The sequence below is a fragment of the Cellulophaga sp. RHA_52 genome (assembly GCF_007827205.1).
Taxonomy (GTDB): domain Bacteria; phylum Bacteroidota; class Bacteroidia; order Flavobacteriales; family Flavobacteriaceae; genus Cellulophaga; species Cellulophaga lytica.
Map to the genome: position 1 here is coordinate 458,776 of NZ_VIRZ01000001.1, position 19,125 is coordinate 477,900.

The following is a 19,125-nucleotide window of genomic DNA, read 5'->3' on the forward strand; positions in this document are numbered from 1 at the left end:
AAACCAGTAGTAAAAATACCATTTAAATAGTTCAACAAAATTAATATAACCAAAACTGCGTGCGTAGATTCTTATAAATTGCTATATTGGAATTTTACAATAAACATTTACGCAAATGAAAAAACTAAATATATTAAATACTTTATTTTTAGTAGTGATAAGAAGAAACTAAAATGTCTATAAAAAAAACACAAATTTCAAGAGTCAAAATAAGTAACAATATGATTTTGGCTCTACTTATTTTTTTTACAACCTTAGCGAGTACTGCACAAACTATTAAAGGAACTGTTTTAAATAAAGAAACCAATAAACCGGTTGATAACGCAAGTATATCTGTCGTTAACACCAGTAATGGCACATTTACCAACGCAAGAGGTGTTTTTAAATTAAAAAATACTTCTGGTTTATCGCCATTAACAAAAATAAAGTTTTCTAGTCTTGGATATAAAACCTTAGTTACTACAGTGCAATCTATAAAAGATGCAAATTATATTGTTTACTTAGAGTCTAATGCAGAAAAATTAAAGGAGGTTGTTGTTTCATCTAACAAAAAATTAAAAAAAAATATTAGTTTTCAAATATTGGCAGAAATGCCATTTGGTGTATCAAACTTCGGATCTACAATTATTAACAATAAACTATATGTTACCGCAGGGGATTTATCTTTTATTGAAGAAAATGAAAAAAGAGCTATAGACAACTCTGAAACAATGGGAGAGCTAATTAACAATTTACGAATTAACGGCTCTTGGGTAAGTTACAGTAATAAAATACAGGTTTATAATTTTGAAAACAACTCTTGGGAAGTTTCAAAACAAAACCTGAATAAAAAAGCTTACCACAAAACAGTTGCTGTAAATGAAAGTTTATATGTTTTTGGAGGAAAAACAATATCTCCAAACAAAAAAAGAGAGTATTTAAATAATAAAATTGAAGTTTTTAATACAACTACCAATGATATTGGTATTGATGATGCATACCCACACCAAGCAGTTAATTTTACAGCTGTAACCTATAAAAATAATATAATTATTATGGGGGGCTCTACCAAGGTATTAGACAACGGAAAAAAATTGTATCGTAACAATTCTTACTTATTTAATACCAGTACTGGTCACAGGTATCAATTAACAAAAATGCTAAAGGACAAAGAGGCCAATGGCGTATTAGCAAACAATAAAGTTTTTTTAGTTGGTGGTTTTCATAACGGACCATTAAAAGATATTGAAGCTTACGATTTAGAAACCGCAGAGTGGGAAGCACAGGGAAACTTATTTGATGGAATTGAAAGACCTACTCTAGCCTCTAACAATAATATCATATATATTTTTGATTCAAAAAAAATACTTACTTACAATACCAAAACAAAACTTTTAAAAGAATACAAAATAGACATCCCTTTAAAATATGCTAATATGCATTATTTAAATGGCAAGCTATACATACTTGGTGGCTCTAACTACTTTAATTACAAATCCAAAGCATCAAAAAACCTGTATACTATTAAGTTGTCAGAATTTAAAAATACTAAGCCTCGTAAGGAAAAGTATCTAGACTAAAATTAAAAACAAGCTGTTTAAAGCTTGTTTTTAATTTTAATTACTACAAGGAATACTACTTCTAATTCAACTTAAAAATAATATCTTGTTCTTCTAATTCTGCTAATAATTGTGTGGTAATATTTATCTTTTGTTTACGACTAGACAAGTCTACCTTTATTTGCTCTTCCATTTCATAAACCTCAAATTTTAAGGGATGCTTCCCTTCTTGCTCATCAGAATTTAGAGTCTTTTTTAAATTAAAAACATCTTCTTCCTTAAGCGTATCTATATTTAGTTTTATGGTAAGCTTTTTAGCGTATTGCTCCATAACATCTTGCAATAGCATAAAGCTATTAAATTGCAATCTAGGATCTCCTTTTTTCCCGGTATCCTTATTGGTCCAACCTTCTCTAATAAACAGTTTTACGTACACAAAAGAGCTAATCATTAAAAAGTGACGAAACTTTAAGTACTCTTCTCCAAATATTCTAAAGTCGTATGAGTCTGTATAATCTTCCATAGAAAACATTGCCCAACCCTTTCCGTTTTTAGAAACTCTATGTTGCACATCTGTAATTACACCTGCAATAGAAAGCTCTTTATTTACATATTGCTCCATATTATGTACAGCAGCAATACCAGAATTACAAAACGATTTTATTTCTGATTTAAAATCATCTAGCGGATGACCAGAAATATAAATACCTACAACTTCCTTTTCTTTTCGTAGTTTTTCCATAGTCCCCCACTCTTCACAAGGTGGTACTACAGGTTCTGGAATTTGTACATCACTAGCTTCACCAAACAGACTTACTTGAGACGAGTTTTGGCTTTCTTGAAACTTAGAGCCATATTTCATTACTTTTTCTAAAAACGTAATTCCATCTCCTTCATCATGCAAATATTGTGCTCTATGGGTATCTCCAAAAGAGTCAAAACCTCCTGCTAGAGTTAAGTTTTCAAAAGCTCTTTTATTTGCAGCACGTAAATCTATACGTTTTGCCAAATCAAAAACAGATTTATACGGGCCGTCCTTTTTTCTGTTTTCTACAATAGTTTCTACAGCACCACGACCAACACCTTTAACAGCTCCCATACCAAAACGAACTGCACCAGCGTCGTTTACAGCAAATTTATAGTAAGATTCGTTTACATCTGGCCCCAAAACCTCTAACCCCATACGTTTACACTCTTCCATAAAAAAGGTAACTGTTTTAATATCATTCATATTATTAGACAGTACCGCAGCCATATATTCTGCTGGGTAGTGTGCCTTACAATATGCAGTTTGGTAAGCAATCCATGCGTAACAGGTAGAGTGAGATTTATTAAATGCATATGCCGCAAAAGCTTCCCAATCTTTCCAAATTTTTTCTAATTTATCTACTGCATGTCCTTTTGCAGAAGCCTGTTCTATAAATTTAGGCTTCATTTTATCTAGAACGTGCTTTTGCTTTTTACCCATTGCCTTACGCAAGACATCGGCTTCACCCTTGGTAAAATCTGCCAATTTTTGAGACAAAAGCATTACTTGCTCTTGGTAAACCGTAATACCATAGGTTTCTGCTAAATACTCTTCACAGGCATCTAAATCATAAATAATTTCTTCGGTACCGTGCTTACGAGCAATAAAGCTTGGTATGTATTCCATTGGCCCTGGACGGTACAATGCATTCATGGCAATTAAATCTGCAAACACTGTAGGTTTTAGTGATCGCATGTGTTTTTGCATTCCAGGAGATTCATATTGGAAAACCCCTACTGTTTCTCCTCTCTGGAAAAGCTCATATGTTTTTTGATCATCTAACGGAAAATTCTCTGGATCTAGCTCAACACCATGTTTTGCTTTTACAATTTTTACGGTGTCTTTAATTAGGGTTAGAGTTTTTAATCCTAAAAAGTCCATTTTTAACAATCCAGCACTTTCCACAACAGAGTTATCAAACTGCGTACAATACATGTCTGAGTCCTTTGCTAGTGCAACAGGTACAAACTTTGTAATATCGTCTGGAGTAATAATAACTCCACAGGCGTGTATACCTGTGTTACGTACAGAACCTTCTAAAACATAAGCTTGGTTTAGTGTTTCGGACTCTAAATCATCTCCTTCAGAAATTTCTAAAAGCTCATTAATTTTGGCTAGTTCCTCACTATTAAACTTACTTTTTAAAGTTTTTTCATCTACACCAATAATTTTTTTAAGCTTAGACATGTTAGGAATAAGCTTTGCCATACGGTCTGCATCACCCAACGGCAAATCTAACGCGCGGGCAGTATCTCTAATTGAAGATTTGGCTGCCATTGTACCATAGGTAATAATTTGCGCCACTTGGTTAGAGCCATATTTATCTATTACGTAATCCATTACACGGCCACGCCCTTCATCATCAAAATCTATATCAATATCTGGCATAGACACACGATCTGGATTTAGGAAACGCTCAAAAAGTAAATCGTACTTAATAGGATCTAAATTGGTAATCCATAAACAATAGGCAACAGCAGAACCTGCTGCAGAACCACGACCAGGACCAACAGACACGTCCATTTTACGAGCCGCTCTAATAAAATCTTCTACAATTAAGAAGTATCCTGGATATCCTGTTTTTTCAATTACCTTAAGCTCAAAATCTAAACGCTCATCAATCTCTGGTGTAATTTCACCATATCGTATTTTTGCGCCTTCGTATGTTAAATGCCTTAAAAACTTATTTTCTCCACGCTTACCACCATCAATTTTATCTTCCTCAAAAACAAACTCTTCAGGAATATCAAAAGCAGGTAACAGTACATCTCTAGCAAGTGTAAACGTTTCTATTTTATCTACAACCTCTTGTATATTGGTTATTGCCTCTGGTATATCTTTAAAAAGCTCCTTCATTTCATCAGAAGATTTAAAATAATACTCCTGATTAGGCAAACCGTAGCGGTAACCACGACCACGGCCTATTGGTGTGCTTTGTTTTTCTCCATCTTTTACACACAATAAAATATCATGTGCATATGCATTTTCTTTTTCTACATAATATGTATTATTGGTTGCTACCAATTTTACGTTATGTTTTTTTGCAAACTTTATTAAAACCTGGTTTACACGGTCTTCATCTTCTTGGCCATGGCGCATAATTTCCATGTACAAGTCGTCTCCAAACTGCTCTTTCCACCAAAGTAACGCATCCTCTGCTTGATTTTCACCCACATTTAAGACCAAACTTGGCACCTCTCCGTATAAATTACCTGTAAGTACAATTAAATCTTCTTTGTACTGTTCTATAATTTTTTTATCAATCCTAGGCACATAATATTTACCATCTACAAAGGCAATAGAAGACATTTTAGCCAGGTTATGATACCCATTTTTATTTTTAGCTAAAAATACTATTTGGTACCCATTGTCTTTTTGAGACTTGTTGGTATGATCCTCACACACCTGAAACTCGCATCCTATTATTGGTGTAATTTCTTTTTCTGGAATAAATTCATGCAAAGGCTCTTCGCCTTCTTCCAATCTATTTTCCTGCGTAGCTTCATACCGTATTTCATTAGCATCATTTCTAGATTTTACACCTTTGTTGTGGTTAAGAACACCATTTACAAAGTGAAAAGCTCCCATCATATTAGCATGATCTGTCATTGCAACAGCAGGCATATTGTTTTTAGCTGTTGCTTTTATTAAATCTGGGACACTAATGGTAGATTGTAATATAGAAAACTGTGTATGGTTGTGTAGGTGAGAAAACTCGGCCGACTCTAAAGTTGCTAAATTTTCTTTAATTTCTTCTTTACTAACACCACCAGTATCTTTAGCCCAAAGTGCATCTGCTATTTTTTTTGATGCCTTTTTTAGGTTAATGTGTTTTAACCCTATAAGTTCTATTGGCTTAGGATTAGCTTCTGAAAAGTTTTTAAAATAATCTGGCTGAACATCTAACTGTTCTGCGGTATATTGTTGCTTACGTATAAGCTCTAAAAAACAACGTGTAGTTGCCTCAACATCTGCTGTTGCGTTGTGCGCTTCTCCAAAAGGTTCACCAAATAAAAATTGATGCAATTCTGTTAGTGTTGGCAATTTAAATTTACCTCCACGACCACCGGGAATTTGACACAAGCTAGCTGTATGCTCTGTACACGTATCTAACACTGGCAGCTCTTGCAACTGGTTTTCTACCTGAAGACGATGAAACTCTGCTCCCATAATGTTAAGGTCAAACCCAACATTTTGCCCAACTACAAATTTTGTTTTTTCTAATGCAGCATTAAATTTCTCTAAAACCTCTGCCAAAGGCACACCATCTTGTTCTGCTAAAGCAGTAGAAATGCCGTGTATTTTTTCGGCATCATACGGAATATTAAATCCGTCTGGCTTCACCAAATAATCTTGATGCTCAATAACATTACCCATATCATCATGCAATTGCCATGCAATTTGAATACACCTTGGCCAGTTATCTGTATCTGTATAAGGAGCATCCCAGCGCTTAGGTAATCCGGTAGTTTCGGTATCAAAAATTAAGTACATAGTGTAATGTTTGTAGTCTTAAAAAAGCAGTGGATAAAAATACCAAAAACCATTGGTTTTATAAAGCCATTTAAAGAAGAGTTATTAACGGCATAAAAAAAGCAGGACTTTCGTCCTGCTCCCTCAACAATTAACCAAACATACAAGATAATTATGAAACCATTTCCTGATACACCTTTGCAGTGTTTAACGCAGATTGCACACTATTGCGCTGCGCAATTAACAGGTTTTCTGTAGATGGTGCTAACACCATATCTTTGTCATTTAATATATCATCATACTCTTCTATAAAAGATTGTTCTCCGCGTTCTACCTCGTCTAAAATGCGTTCTTCTTCATTAGAAGATAAAGTAGCCGTTAGGTTCATCCAAGTTCTATGTAAGTCACCCTTAATTGTTCCACTTTTTTCTGGCAAGTGTCCGTATGCCAAAATCTCAGACTTTAATTGGTGACCAAAATTGTAACGTTGTTCTGCTTTACCCTCTAAAAATCTTTTTACAGACGGGTTTTCTACTTTTTCTGCGCCAAGCTTGTACCCTTTCTCGGCGTCGTAAGTTTTTTCTAATAAATTGTTTAATCTGTTTGTAATTTCTTCAGTATACTTCATAATATCTCTTATCATTTAAATTAATTAACATTGCTGACTATCAACAATCTTGTTCCTCTAAATTATAAACTGAAAAACCTAATAACAAGAAAATACATCGGTTTAGCCTAAGTTTAACGCCAACTCTTAATAATTGTTAAGTTAAAACCATTATTTTTGCTGCATAAAGTATTGCAGATTAAACAGAAAGTGTATATTTGCACCCGCTTTTAAGCCAAAAGCAATTAAACGAATTAATAACAGGGGTCGGGCACCCTACAAATTTAATGTGATATGCCAGTTAGAATTAGATTACAAAGACACGGAAAAAAAGGAAAACCTTTCTATTGGGTAGTAGCAGCAGATTCTCGTGCTAAAAGAGATGGTAAATTCTTAGAAAAATTAGGAACTTACAATCCAAACACTAACCCAGCAACAATTAACTTAGACGTAGATAGTTCTGTAAAATGGTTATCTAATGGTGCGCAACCATCTGATACTGCTAAAAGAATTTTATCATACAAAGGTGTATTATTAAAGCACCATTTACAAGGTGGTGTACGTAAAGGTGCATTAACTGAAGAGCAAGCAGAAGAAAAATTTAATGCTTGGGTTGCTGAAAAAGAAAAATCTGTAGCTGGTAAAGTTGAAGGTTTAGATAAAGTTAAAGCTGATGAAGCTGCAAAGAAATTTGAAGCAGAAAAAGCAATTAACGAAAAACGTGCAGCAGATGCAGCAGCGGCAGCAGCTCCTGTAGCAGAAGAAGCGCCAGCAGATTCTGAAGATGCAGCAGCAGCTTCTGAAGAAGAATAAATTTATACAAAAAACGATATGCAAAAGGAAGATTGTTTCTACTTAGGTAAAATCGTTTCAAAATATAGTTTTAAGGGTGAAGTGTTAATTAAGGTTGACGCAGATGAACCCGACTTATACGAAAATATGGAATCAGTGTTTATTTCTTTAGGAAATAACCTGGTTCCATTTTTTATTGATAAATGTAGGTTACATAAATCTAGTTTATTACGTATTAGGTTTGAAGAGGTTTTAAACGAGTCTGATGCAGACCGTATTATGGGCTCTAAACTTTACTTACCACTTACAATGTTACCCAAATTAACTGGTAACAAATTTTACTTTCACGAAGTTATAGGTTTTACTTTACAAGATGATGTACACGGAGATATTGGAGAAATTACCAGTGTTAACGACACCACATCACAAGCACTTTTTGAGGTTGAAAAAGGAGATAAACAATTGCTAATACCTATTAACGATGAAATTATCAACAAAGTAGATCGTGAAAATAAAACCATTTTTGTAACCACACCAGAAGGCTTAGTAGACTTATACTTAAGCTAAATTTAGCTTGCACATAATAAAACCTGTATTTTTGCGTATATACTACACATATTATGCAGAACAATCAGAATATAAAAGTAGCAGTAGATGCCGTTGTTTTTGGCTACCATAACAATGCACTTTATGTATTGTTAGTACAACAAAAGTATGGTGTTTATAAAGATCAGTGGGTTTTACCTGGCGGCTTAGTACATAATGGAGAAACATTAACTAATGCCGTACACAGAGAATTACAAGAAGAAGCAGGCATAAACATTAACTACCTAGAGCAACTGTATACTTTTGGTGATGACGTTGAGCGAGATAAGAGAAACCAAGTAATATCTGTTTCCTATTTTGCCTTGGTAAATCCAGATAATTTAAAACTATCTGCCGCTACAGATGCACAAGACGTAAAGTGGCAAAACATTAATAACATACCAAAACTACCGTTTGACCATAATTTAATAATAGATACTGCTTTTAAAAGAATAAAAGCAAAACTACACTACCAACCTATTGGCTTTGATTTGCTTCCTAAAAAGTTTCCTTTTTCGGATTTAGAGCATTTGTATGCAACTATTTTAGAACAAGAAATAGACCGAAGAAACTTTAGAAAAAAGATCTTAAGCTTTGGTTTTATAAAAAAATGCAACGAAAAACAAAAAAATGGCAGCGGTAGACCAGCACAGCTATATACCTTTGACCCCAACAAATACAAAGCTTTAGAGAAAAATGGAATGCACTTTGAAATTAAGTTTGCGTAAATTTAACACAAATAATTTTTGTCAATTCATTTTCTCGATTAACTTTGTGTAAAAATAACGCAAATGATATTAAATTTAGATCCACAGTTTAACCCGTTCCCAAATCAGAAAAGCATCGAATTTAAATCGTTTTTATTTTCTGGTGGTGAACCTCACATTAAAATTGAAAACAATTTTAATACCTCAGATACTATAACAGTAACACACAGACTGCAGTCCTTTAATGATGTTGGCTTATTGCTACTTACTATAGACGCCTTAAAACGTATGGGCGTAAAAACAATTAATGCTTTTATACCATATTTTCCGGCTGCTAGGCAAGATAGGCTAATGGTTCCAGGAGAATCATTATCTGTAAAAGTGTATGCAGAATTAATAAATAATCTTCAATTAAATGAAGTTATTGTTTATGACCCACATTCTGAGGTTACCCCTGCTCTATTACACAATTGCACTACAATTACAAATTACACTTTTATACAAAAGGTTATATCAATCTTAAATAACAATGTTTTATTAATTTCTCCAGACGGAGGTGCGCTTAAAAAAATTTATAAAGTAGCCGAATATCTAGGAGGCAAAGAAGTAATAGAATGCTCCAAAACTAGAGATGTTAAAACCGGCAAGTTATCTGGTTTTAAAGTGTACGCAGATGATTTACAAGGCAAAGATTGTTTGGTTGTAGATGATATTTGCGATGGTGGTGGAACTTTTAATGGTTTAGCTCAAGAATTAAAAAATAAAAATGCTGGCAACTTATACCTAGCTGTTAGTCACGGTATATTTAGTAAAGGATTAGAGAGCTTAAGCAGTTATTACAGTGGCATTTTTACTACAGATTCTTTTAACTCAATTGACGAACAACCAAAGGTTACACAAATACCACTTGCTACCATACTACAATAAGACATTAAAAACAAAATATAGATATTATGAATCCACTATTATATACAGACGGTTACAAAGTAGACCACAGAAGACAATATCCAGAAGGTACAACCTTAGTATACTCTAACTGGACACCAAGAAAAAGTAGAATAGACGCTATAGATGAAGTTGTATTTTTTGGACTTCAATATTTTATAAAAAAATACATTATTGAAGAATTTAACACCAACTTTTTTAACAAACCTAAAAAGGAAATTGCAGAAAAGTACAGCAGAAGAATTAATAATTATTTAGGACCAAATGCTGTTGGTATTAAACACATAGAAGATTTACACGACCTTGGTTATTTACCAATGGTAATAAAAGCATTACCTGAAGGATCTAGTGTGCCTATACGTGTACCTATGATGACAATGTACAATACATTACCAGAATTTTTTTGGCTAACTAATTATTTTGAGACTATTTTAAGCACTACTATTTGGATGCCTTGTACCTCTGCTACCATTGCTAAACAGTACAGGAAAATATTAGATAAGTATGCAGAAGAGACATCTACAGCTCTTGAATTTGTAGATTGGCAAGGTCACGATTTTTCTATGCGAGGTATTGCAGGTATGGAAGCTGCTGTTATGAGTGCATCTGGACATTTACTTAGCTTTTCTGGCACAGATACAATTCCTGCTATAGACTTTTTAGAGGAATATTACAATGCCAATTCTGATACTGAACTAGTTGGTGGCTCTGTAGCAGCCACAGAACACTCTGTAATGTGTATGGGAACAAATACTGGAGAGCAAGAAACTTTTAAAAGATTAATTACAGAAGTTTACCCTAACGGAATTGTTTCTATTGTTTCTGACACTTGGGATTTATGGAAAGTACTTACCGAATACTTACCTAATTTAAAGGAAGATGTGTTGGCAAGAGATGGCAAAGTTGTAATTAGACCAGATAGTGGAGATCCTGCAGATATTATTTGTGGTAATCCTAACGGAAAAACCGAAGAGGAGAAAAAAGGAGTTATTGAATTGCTATGGGAGATATTTGGCGGACAAACTAACATCAAAGGCTACAAAGAATTAGACTCACACATTGGTGCTATTTATGGCGATAGTATTACTACAGAACGCGCTACAGATATTTGTGAACGATTAAAGCAAAAAGGGTTTGCGTCTACAAACGTAGTTTTAGGTATTGGCTCTTTTACGTACCAATACAATACTAGAGATACTTTTGGTTTTGCAATGAAAGCTACATATGGCGAAGTAAATGGTGAAGGAAGAGAAATTTTTAAAGATCCTATTACAGATAATGGAACAAAAAAGTCTGCCAAAGGTTTACTTAAAATTGAAAAAGAAAACGGAACTTATAAACTTGTAGACCAAGTAAATTGGGAGCAAGAAAAAACAGGAGAATTAAAAGAGGTATTTAAAGATGGTAAATTACTTATTGATGATTCTTTACAAGATATTAGAAATAGAGTAAGATAAACTTCTTAATTTTGCAACCGTAAGAGGCAAGCTTTTTTACAAGCTTGCCTCTACTGTTTTAAAAAACTTTATAATGAGCAAACCTTTTATTTTTAAACAGTTTACAATAAACCAAGACCGTTGTGCTATGAAAATTGGTACAGACGGAGTTTTATTAGGTGCTTGGGCATCTGTAGACCACAATCCGTATTCAATTTTAGATATTGGTGCTGGTACAGGAATCATAGCGTTAATGTTAGCACAGCGTAGTGCTGCAGACAATATAGAAGCTATAGAATTAGATGCTGATGCCTATGAGCAGTGCACAAATAACTTTGAAGCATCGGACTGGGCAGATAGACTATTTTGTTTTCACGCTGGTTTTGATGAGTTTGTAGATGAATACGCTACAGATGAAACAGAAGAAGATGAGTTGTATGATTTAATTGTATCTAACCCTCCTTTTTACGCAGAAGAAGTTACTAGTGGTAATAAAGCAAGAGATAATGCACGCCAAAACACATCCTTACCTTTTAGTGAGTTGGTAAGTGGCGTGGCCAAATTATTAACTACAAACGGAAGATTTGCTACCATAATACCATATAAAGAAGAAGAAGAATTCATAAAACTAGCAGAAAATTTTAAACTATACCCGCTAAAAATTACCAGAGTTAAAGGCAATGTAAAAGCAGAGGTTAAACGTAGTCTGTTAGAGTTTCAAAAAACACCTTGCACCAACATAAAAACAGAAGAGCTTGTTATAGAGAACGATAGACACGTATACACCGAAGATTACATTAATCTAACTAAAGATTTTTATTTAAAAATGTAACATTTAGTCTTTGTATTGTTATATTTCTTTACCTATCTTTGGTTACATATCCTAATACATAGCTATGAAACCAGACTTATTTGAAGCACCAGATTATTATAACATAGACGATTTATTGTCTGAAGAACATAAGTTGGTGAGAGATGCAGCCCGCCAATGGGTTAAGAGAGATGTATCTCCTATAATTGAAGATTATGCTCAAAAAGCAGAATTTCCAAAACAAATAATAAGTGGTTTAGCAGAAATAGGGGCTTTTGGTCCGTATATACCAGAAGAATATGGCGGTGCAGGATTAGACCAAATTAGTTACGGTTTAATTATGCAAGAGATAGAACGTGGTGATAGTGGCGTACGCTCTACAGCATCTGTACAATCATCACTAGTAATGTACCCAATATACACTTACGGCACAGAAGAACAACGCAAAAAGTATTTACCTAAACTTGCCAGTGGTGAGTTTATGGGCAGTTTTGGACTTACAGAACCAAACCACGGATCTAACCCTGGTGGTATGGAAACCAAGTATAAAGATATGGGCGACCATTACCTTTTAAATGGTGCTAAATTATGGATCTCTAATGCTCCTTTTTGTGATGTAGCTGTTGTGTGGGCAAAAAATGAAGAGGGTAGAATAAACGGACTAATTGTAGAGCGAGGAATGGAAGGCTTCTCCACACCAGAAACTCACAACAAATGGTCTTTAAGAGCATCTGCTACAGGTGAGCTTATTTTTGACAATGTGAAAGTGCCAAAAGAAAATTTACTACCAAATAAAAACGGTTTAGGTGCTCCGTTGGGTTGTTTAGACTCGGCTCGTTACGGTATTGCTTGGGGTGCAATAGGCGCTGCAATGGATTGTTATGACACCGCATTACGTTATGCAAAAGAACGCATACAATTTGGAAAACCAATTGGTGCATACCAATTACAGCAAAAAAAGCTAGCAGAAATGGTTACCGAAATTACTAAAGCACAATTACTAGCGTTGCGTCTAGGACAGCTTAAAAATGAAGGTAAAGCAACAACAGCACAAATATCAATGGCAAAACGTAACAATGTAGATATGGCTTTAAATATTGCTAGAGAAGCTAGGCAAGTATTAGGAGCTATGGGCATAACTGGTGAGTACAGTATTATGAGACATATGATGAATTTAGAAAGTGTTATTACCTATGAAGGTACACACGATATTCACTTACTTATCACGGGTATGGATATTACAGGGCTTAATGCCTTTAAGTAAAAAATAATTCCTTATCTTTACACAGTCTAAATAAGGGTTGTCTTGTTTACAAAAACAACCCTTAAATATGTAAGATTATGGAAACACTACAACACATTTTAGTTTTTATTACTGCAACTATTGCATTTGGGTATATTGCTAAAAAATTCTCTCTTCCTAAATCTCTTTTCACAAGTAACAAAAGCAAAAAGTCTTGCGGGTCTGACAATTGCGGCTGTAGCTAAATAGGCTGCCAAATACTCAGTACTTTTCTTAAAACATTCACAATTTCGTTAAAGAAATAAGAATTGTATATTAAAATTATCAAAAAACGCTTTTTTGTAGTCTTTATATTACTTTAATTAGCCGTCAGCTAAAAAACTACAAAAAAAGAGACCTATTAAACTACTTACAACCAAAGTATTACACTATTTTTTTAGTTGTTTTAGCTTCATTGGGCAACACAAACCACATTGTTGTTGTCTATACTAACAAGAAACAAAACTAAAAAATCAAAAATGCGTAAAACTATTCAGCTTGCTCTACTTATCATCATTTTACTTACGGGTAACTTTTTAAAATCCCAAGAATTAAATGCTAGTATAAAAGATGCAAACAGCAAAGAGCCAATACCATATGTTTCAGTTGTTTTATCTAACAAAAAAGGTGTTATTACAAATGGCGAAGGTAAATTTTCATTAAGCACTGCAAATACAACTGCTATAGATTCTATTTTTATTTCTTGTATTGGCTACAATACCATTGCGCAACCAGTATCTACTTTTACAGATAGTATTATTTATATGAAACCTAAAACAATAGAGCTTAGAGAGGTACTGGTTTCTAATAAAAACTACACTGGAGAAGAAATTATAGATATGGTTAAAGATAGTTTAGACAAAAACTACAACAAGGATTTCACTAGAAAAAAAATGTTCTTTAGAGAGTCTTACTACCAAGGTTTCGATAAAACGAATTACACATTTATGAAGTCTACAATTAAGGAATTAAATAAACCTTTTATTGATAGTATTTTAAATGCTGTACCCAAAAGAGATAATAGTTATTCGGAAATTTTATGTGACTTGTACGGGAACTACAATAGAGAAAATATGAAGATTGACGGTATAAAAGCTTGCAAATTATATGATGAAAAATCGGAATTAGATATAAACAACCTTGAGGAAAAGTTTAATGAAATTATAAAAGATAACGTAAGACCAGATTCTTATTTTAAAATAAAATCGGGCATATTTAGCACAAAAGTAGATGCAGAAGAAATGGGCGTTGCAGACGTTAAAAAAGACAGCACAGAGTTACAGAAAGAGCTTGAAAAAAGGAAAGAAGAAGAACGTATAAGAAATGTAGGCTTTGCAATTCATAGAAAACACACTATAGGAAGGCAGTTTGAAAACTTGTTTTATATGGATGATGCCAAATTAAATGTAATAACAAAATCTGGCCGTTACAATTTTACTATTACAGACTACACATATTGGGGAAATGCGCCAGTATACATATTAAATTTTGAACCAAAAAGAGGTGAAGATTACAAGGGTACAATGTATGTAAACGCAGATGATTTTGCGGTTATAAGAATAGACTATCAAAATGTAAAAAACTTAAAAAGCATAAAACTATTTGGCATATCTTACCAAGAGCATTTAGCAAATGGTAAAATGATTTTTGCTAAAAATGAAAATAACACCTATGACTTACAATATTTAGAAAGAGAAACCGGAAGCAAATCTGGTATTAATAGACCATTAAAAATAATTGAAAAGAATAAAGTTGTAAAAGGAAGAAATAAGCAGAATGAACTTTATGTTAAGTTAGATATGGCTTTTACTAATGTTATAAAATATGAAATTGTTGTTTTTGATGCAGAACCAATAACAAAAGCTGACTTTACTAATTTTGAAGAAAAGAAGGGTGTTAAACCAGAGCTCTTGCGTAAATACGATCCTGAGTTTTGGAAAGGATATAATATTATAGAGCCCAACCAAGCTATTAAAGAGTTTACAGCAGAAGAGTAACTACAATATTACGCCTGCAAAAAAATAATTAATAAAAGCGCCCAACCTAGGACTAGCCCCAAGCCTCCTAGGGGCGTAATTGGCCCTAAGAATTTCATTTTTTTTCCTTTGGCAGATGAAATACACAAACCGTATATGCTAAAAGAGAATAAAAATATACCTATAACAAAGGCATAGCCCATTACAACCTCTATGGTTGAAGAAAAACTATAGTTAAAACCTAAAACTAACAACACAATAGCATGATACATTTGATACTTTACACCAGTTTCAAAATTTTTGAGTTGGTCATCTGTGAATACCTTTTTTAAGGCGTGAGCACCAAAAGCTCCAAAAATAACGGCCAACATACCGTAAAGAGCTCCAAATACTTTTATAGTAATAATCATAAGTATAATTTATAAATGAATTATTTAATACTAGACAAGCTATCTAACTTATTAGAAAAAACAGTATATAGTTTCTCTGTCTCTAAAGAATCTGAAACGTTAAAAAATAGCTGAAGAGAGTCTTTATAAGTAACCTTTACCTTATGCTTAGATAATTTATCTACAAAAATATAGACTTCTGTATTGTAGACAGAATCTTTAAAAATACCTTTTTCTGTTTCACTTACAGAAAACCCATTAATACGTTCTAAAGATGGAATTTTTTCTACCATTTCTACAGCATTAACATCTGTAAAATTGATTGTTTTATAATATACACCAGATAATATTTTAAATTGATTGTTTTCAATCTTTATCCAGTTTTTATAATGAGCCATAAAAGCAATAACTACCACCATAAGTGTTAGTACTATTACTATATTCCAAAGCCAGTGTTTTTTTCTATTCTTCATTGTAAATACGAATGTACAATTTTTAAAAAATAAGAAGAATAATTACCCTCTAAATAAAAAGAAATCTTCTTTCATTTTTTCAATAGCTACAGTACTATTTGTTGTAATATAATCTATAGCTTTATCTGTAAAACCCTGGCCTTTTTCTGTTAAAGATATAATATTGTTGTTTATTACTATCATATTATTTTTCAAAGCCAAATCTACTACTGTTTTAGATTGCATTTTACCCCAATTTATATGCTCGTTTAAGTGGTTTATGTGTCGTTCAGACTCCTCACTATGGTTTTGTAAATGCAACATAAATGTAAGTAAATACACTTCTACCTGTTGTCTTTTTTGCCTAAACAACACAGATATTAAGCCTTTACTTGGTGCAAACAAATACACTAATAAAAATAAAACTCCTAAAACCGTAGTCATAGATCCAGCTATAGAAGCGTCTAGATAATGCGCAACCCAATACCCTATTAAAGCAGAAGCCACAGCCGCAACAACAGCTATTACTAGCATTTTTATTAAGTTGTTTGTTAACAAGTAAGCCATTGCTGCAGGAGCAATCATAAGAGCTACAACTAATATTGCACCAACAGCATCAAAAGCACCAACAGTTGTAATAGAGGCTACAGACATTAAACCATAATGCAATACTAAAGGAGAAAAACCCAAGGTTGCAGCAAGTTGCTTATCAAACGTGCTTACTTTTAGCTCTTTAAAAAAAGCAAACAACAATACTAATGTTACTAATACAATACTACCAATAACCCAGAGCGATTTTGCACCTATATCTACACCATTTATAATAAGCCTATCAAAAGGAGCAAAAGCAAGCTCACCTAATAAAACAGCATCTACATCTAAATGCACATCATTAGCATTTTTTGCAATTAAAATAACGCCAATACTAAATAGTGAAGGAAAAACCAGTCCTATAGCGGTGTCTTCTTTTACGAGTCCGGTTTTTTGAATATACTCTACTAAAACTACTGTAATAACGCCTGTAACAGCAGCAAGTAATATTAACCAAGGTGAGTTTAAATCTTCTGTTATAAAAAAACCAATTACCAAGCCTGGCAGTATAGAGTGACTAATAGCATCGCTAATCATTGCCATTTTACGAAGCACTAAAAAAGTACCAGGTATAGCACAAGCAATAGCCACCAAACAAGCAATAAGTTGTATTTCTAATTGTGCACTACTCATTTTCTTCTAATTGATTATATAAATTTGCAGCCGTACTAAAGCCTTTTTCTGTTAAAGACCACATTGTTTTGGTTACTGTTATTAGCTCTCTGTCTTCTAATTTTTGAAGTGATTTACGTGTAAAACCGTGAAAATTATTTAATATTTTTATAGCGTGAGGATGATTTATATTGTCATGAGACGCTACAATTTGATACATAAAAGCTAACGTTTTATTTAACTCTAAATCTTTACGGTTGTTACGGTATCTAATCTCCTTAAACAACAATCCTCTTTTAGGTGAAAAAATAAACGAAAACAACACAAAAACAGCCGCTATTAATACAATTACTGGTCCTGTAGACAAATTATTAGAACTTGCACTAATTGCCGTGCCAAAAACTCCAGAAAAAGCACCAAAAACAGCAGCCAAAACCACCATTACACCTAAACTATTTGTCCACTGTCTTGCTGCAGCTGCAGGAGCTAACAGCATAGCACTCATTAAAACAACACCAACAGTTTGCAAGCCAACTACAATAGAAATAACTATAAAAAATGTAATTAAGACATCTAAAAATTTCACATTAAAACCTAGTGATTTAGTATAATCAGCATCAAAAAGCAACAGTTTAAACTCTTTCCAAAACACCAACAAAATAAGCAAACTTAAACCAGCTATAACACACATTGTCCAAACATCACTGGCTACTAAAGTTGCCGCTTGCCCAAATAAGTATTTATCTAAACCAGCTTGGTTTGCATTGGGCATTTTTTGTATAAAGGTTAACAACAACATTCCAAAACCAAAGAATAGAGATAATATAAGTCCTAAAGCGGTATCAGATTTTAAATGTGTTTTTTTTACAATGCCTCTAATCCAAAAAGTACCAACCAAACCGCTTACCAAAGCACCAATTAATAAAGTATTGCTGTCTTTAGCTCCTGTAATTAAAAAAGCCAAAGCAATACCAGGCAAAGCTGCATGGGATATTGCATCTCCTAGCAAACTCTGTTTACGCAACACCGCAAAACTCCCTAGCATACCACACAAAGCACCTAAAATTGCTGTACCTAATGTTATTGTTTGCAGGGTATAATCTGTAAATAAAAGATTAAAATATTCTGTTATGTTCACAATTTAATTGTTTTATATAAACTTACTCTTGCACACTTACTTTATAGTTTATACCATAAGTTTTAGTTAGGTTACCATCATTAAAAATATCTTTAACAGGCCCTGTTGCTATTTTCTTCACATTTAAAAACGTAACCCAATCAAAATATTCTGGTACCGTTTGCAAATCATGATGTACCACAATTAATGTTTTTCCGGCTTTACGCAATTCTTTTAAAATATTAATAATGGCTTTTTCTGTTGTAGCATCTACTCCCTGAAAAGGTTCATCCATTAAATAAATACTTGCATTTTGCACTAATGCTCTAGCTAAAAATATACGTTGTTGTTGTCCGCCACTAAGCTGACTAATTTGTCTTGATTTAAAAGACAACATACCCACTTTTTCTAATGCTTCTAATGCTGCTTTTTTCTCTTTTTGCCCAGGTCTTTTAATCCACCCCAAACCACCATAAGTTCCCATCATTACAACATCTAAAGCAGTGGTAGGAAAATCCCAATCTACACTACCTTTTTGCGGCACGTAAGCAACCTCTTTAAACTGTTTTTTATAGGGTTTATCAAAAATTTTTACACTACCAGCAATAGGCTTAATAATACCTAAAATAGATTTTATTAGAGTAGATTTACCTGCACCGTTAGGACCAACAATAGCCATAAGCACGCCTTCTGGTATTGCCAAATCTATATCCCATAAAACAGGTTTATAGTTGTAAGCAACCGTAAGGTCATCTACAGTAATAGCGTATTTAGTTTTCATAAG

The 19,125-nt window shown here is 33.3% G+C and carries 16 protein-coding genes; 9 read left to right on the plus strand and 7 right to left on the minus strand.

The genetic code is table 11. The annotated features are described in order from the left end of the window. Positions 1 to 227: 227 nt before the first annotated feature. The gene (locus JM80_RS01995; RefSeq protein ID WP_186439743.1) at positions 228 to 1,559 is read left to right on the plus strand and encodes a carboxypeptidase-like regulatory domain-containing protein; all 1,332 of its coding nucleotides are present in this window, start codon (positions 228 to 230) and stop codon (positions 1,557 to 1,559) included. A gap of 61 nt (positions 1,560 to 1,620) precedes the next feature. On the opposite strand, the gene dnaE is transcribed toward JM80_RS01995, so the two are convergent. Both dnaE and JM80_RS02005 read right to left on the minus strand, forming a co-directional pair. Beyond that, on the minus strand, positions 1,621 to 6,060 hold the full coding sequence (gene dnaE / locus JM80_RS02000; protein WP_034644823.1) for a DNA polymerase III subunit alpha: 4,440 nt from the start codon (positions 6,058 to 6,060) through the stop codon (positions 1,621 to 1,623). A 151-nt stretch (positions 6,061 to 6,211) separates the two neighbouring features. Further along, positions 6,212 to 6,682 (minus strand): PA2169 family four-helix-bundle protein, encoded by a 471-nt coding sequence (locus JM80_RS02005; protein ID WP_013621270.1) that lies wholly within the window; start codon positions 6,680 to 6,682, stop codon positions 6,212 to 6,214. A 258-nt stretch (positions 6,683 to 6,940) separates the two neighbouring features. Between JM80_RS02005 and JM80_RS02010 the strand changes: the two genes are divergently transcribed. The 8 genes from JM80_RS02010 (at position 6,941) to JM80_RS02045 (ending at position 15,201) form a co-directional block, all read left to right on the plus strand. Further along, positions 6,941 to 7,459, plus strand: a complete 519-nt coding sequence (locus JM80_RS02010) for a 30S ribosomal protein S16 (protein ID WP_013621269.1) — start codon at positions 6,941 to 6,943, stop codon at positions 7,457 to 7,459. Positions 7,460 to 7,477: 18 nt separating this feature from the next. Then, the gene (gene rimM, locus JM80_RS02015) at positions 7,478 to 8,005 is read left to right on the plus strand and encodes a ribosome maturation factor RimM (RefSeq protein ID WP_038505755.1); all 528 of its coding nucleotides are present in this window, start codon (positions 7,478 to 7,480) and stop codon (positions 8,003 to 8,005) included. A 53-nt stretch (positions 8,006 to 8,058) separates the two neighbouring features. Next, a complete protein-coding gene (locus JM80_RS02020) occupies positions 8,059 to 8,751 on the plus strand; it encodes an NUDIX domain-containing protein (protein WP_013621267.1) in 693 nt (230 codons plus the stop codon). A gap of 63 nt (positions 8,752 to 8,814) precedes the next feature. Continuing rightward, positions 8,815 to 9,657, plus strand: a complete 843-nt coding sequence (gene prs, locus JM80_RS02025; RefSeq protein ID WP_034644812.1) for a ribose-phosphate diphosphokinase — start codon at positions 8,815 to 8,817, stop codon at positions 9,655 to 9,657. A gap of 26 nt (positions 9,658 to 9,683) precedes the next feature. Next, on the plus strand, positions 9,684 to 11,132 hold the full coding sequence (locus JM80_RS02030) for a nicotinate phosphoribosyltransferase (RefSeq protein WP_144709085.1): 1,449 nt from the start codon (positions 9,684 to 9,686) through the stop codon (positions 11,130 to 11,132). 73 nt (positions 11,133 to 11,205) lie between these two features. Further along, positions 11,206 to 11,943 (plus strand): tRNA1(Val) (adenine(37)-N6)-methyltransferase, encoded by a 738-nt coding sequence (locus tag JM80_RS02035; protein WP_013621264.1) that lies wholly within the window; start codon positions 11,206 to 11,208, stop codon positions 11,941 to 11,943. A 64-nt stretch (positions 11,944 to 12,007) separates the two neighbouring features. Continuing rightward, a complete protein-coding gene (locus JM80_RS02040; RefSeq protein WP_013621263.1) occupies positions 12,008 to 13,186 on the plus strand; it encodes an acyl-CoA dehydrogenase family protein in 1,179 nt (392 codons plus the stop codon). A gap of 497 nt (positions 13,187 to 13,683) precedes the next feature. Beyond that, on the plus strand, positions 13,684 to 15,201 hold the full coding sequence (locus JM80_RS02045; protein ID WP_144709086.1) for a carboxypeptidase-like regulatory domain-containing protein: 1,518 nt from the start codon (positions 13,684 to 13,686) through the stop codon (positions 15,199 to 15,201). A gap of 8 nt (positions 15,202 to 15,209) precedes the next feature. Here the strand turns inward: JM80_RS02045 and JM80_RS02050 are convergent, their stop codons facing one another. From JM80_RS02050 to JM80_RS02070, 5 genes are read right to left on the minus strand one after another with little or no spacing between them, the layout of a single operon-like run. Continuing rightward, positions 15,210 to 15,590, minus strand: a complete 381-nt coding sequence (locus tag JM80_RS02050) for a DUF423 domain-containing protein (protein ID WP_144709087.1) — start codon at positions 15,588 to 15,590, stop codon at positions 15,210 to 15,212. 20 nt (positions 15,591 to 15,610) lie between these two features. Continuing rightward, on the minus strand, positions 15,611 to 16,042 hold the full coding sequence (locus JM80_RS02055) for a hypothetical protein (RefSeq protein ID WP_144709088.1): 432 nt from the start codon (positions 16,040 to 16,042) through the stop codon (positions 15,611 to 15,613). 42 nt (positions 16,043 to 16,084) lie between these two features. After that, positions 16,085 to 17,245: a metal ABC transporter permease gene (locus JM80_RS02060; RefSeq protein WP_144709089.1), complete on the minus strand. Its 1,161-nt coding sequence runs from the start codon at positions 17,243 to 17,245 to the stop codon at positions 16,085 to 16,087. Next, complete coding sequence (locus JM80_RS02065) at positions 17,238 to 18,362, minus strand: metal ABC transporter permease (RefSeq protein ID WP_013621258.1); 1,125 nt, start codon at positions 18,360 to 18,362, stop codon at positions 17,238 to 17,240. The genes JM80_RS02060 and JM80_RS02065 overlap by 8 nt, the downstream gene beginning before the upstream one ends. Positions 18,363 to 18,384: 22 nt before the next feature. Continuing rightward, on the minus strand, positions 18,385 to 19,122 hold the full coding sequence (locus JM80_RS02070; protein WP_144709090.1) for a metal ABC transporter ATP-binding protein: 738 nt from the start codon (positions 19,120 to 19,122) through the stop codon (positions 18,385 to 18,387). Positions 19,123 to 19,125 lie beyond the last annotated feature (3 nt).

What these genes read in the sequence shown, in the direction of transcription:
- JM80_RS02045 (WP_144709086.1), top strand. Translation starts at nt 13,684, where the DNA reads ATGCGTAAAACTATTCAGCTTGCTCTACTTATCATCATTTTACTTACG.
- JM80_RS02050 (WP_144709087.1), bottom strand. Translation starts at nt 15,590, where the DNA reads ATGATTATTACTATAAAAGTATTTGGAGCTCTTTACGGTATGTTGGCC.
- dnaE (WP_034644823.1), bottom strand. Translation starts at nt 6,060, where the DNA reads ATGTACTTAATTTTTGATACCGAAACTACCGGATTACCTAAGCGCTGG.
- JM80_RS02020 (WP_013621267.1), top strand. Translation starts at nt 8,059, where the DNA reads ATGCAGAACAATCAGAATATAAAAGTAGCAGTAGATGCCGTTGTTTTT.
- JM80_RS02030 (WP_144709085.1), top strand. Translation starts at nt 9,684, where the DNA reads ATGAATCCACTATTATATACAGACGGTTACAAAGTAGACCACAGAAGA.
- JM80_RS02010 (WP_013621269.1), top strand. Translation starts at nt 6,941, where the DNA reads ATGCCAGTTAGAATTAGATTACAAAGACACGGAAAAAAAGGAAAACCT.
- JM80_RS02005 (WP_013621270.1), bottom strand. Translation starts at nt 6,682, where the DNA reads ATGATAAGAGATATTATGAAGTATACTGAAGAAATTACAAACAGATTA.
- JM80_RS02040 (WP_013621263.1), top strand. Translation starts at nt 12,008, where the DNA reads ATGAAACCAGACTTATTTGAAGCACCAGATTATTATAACATAGACGAT.
- prs (WP_034644812.1), top strand. Translation starts at nt 8,815, where the DNA reads ATGATATTAAATTTAGATCCACAGTTTAACCCGTTCCCAAATCAGAAA.
- JM80_RS02055 (WP_144709088.1), bottom strand. Translation starts at nt 16,042, where the DNA reads ATGAAGAATAGAAAAAAACACTGGCTTTGGAATATAGTAATAGTACTA.
- JM80_RS02060 (WP_144709089.1), bottom strand. Translation starts at nt 17,245, where the DNA reads ATGAGTAGTGCACAATTAGAAATACAACTTATTGCTTGTTTGGTGGCT.
- JM80_RS02035 (WP_013621264.1), top strand. Translation starts at nt 11,206, where the DNA reads ATGAGCAAACCTTTTATTTTTAAACAGTTTACAATAAACCAAGACCGT.
- JM80_RS02070 (WP_144709090.1), bottom strand. Translation starts at nt 19,122, where the DNA reads ATGAAAACTAAATACGCTATTACTGTAGATGACCTTACGGTTGCTTAC.
- rimM (WP_038505755.1), top strand. Translation starts at nt 7,478, where the DNA reads ATGCAAAAGGAAGATTGTTTCTACTTAGGTAAAATCGTTTCAAAATAT.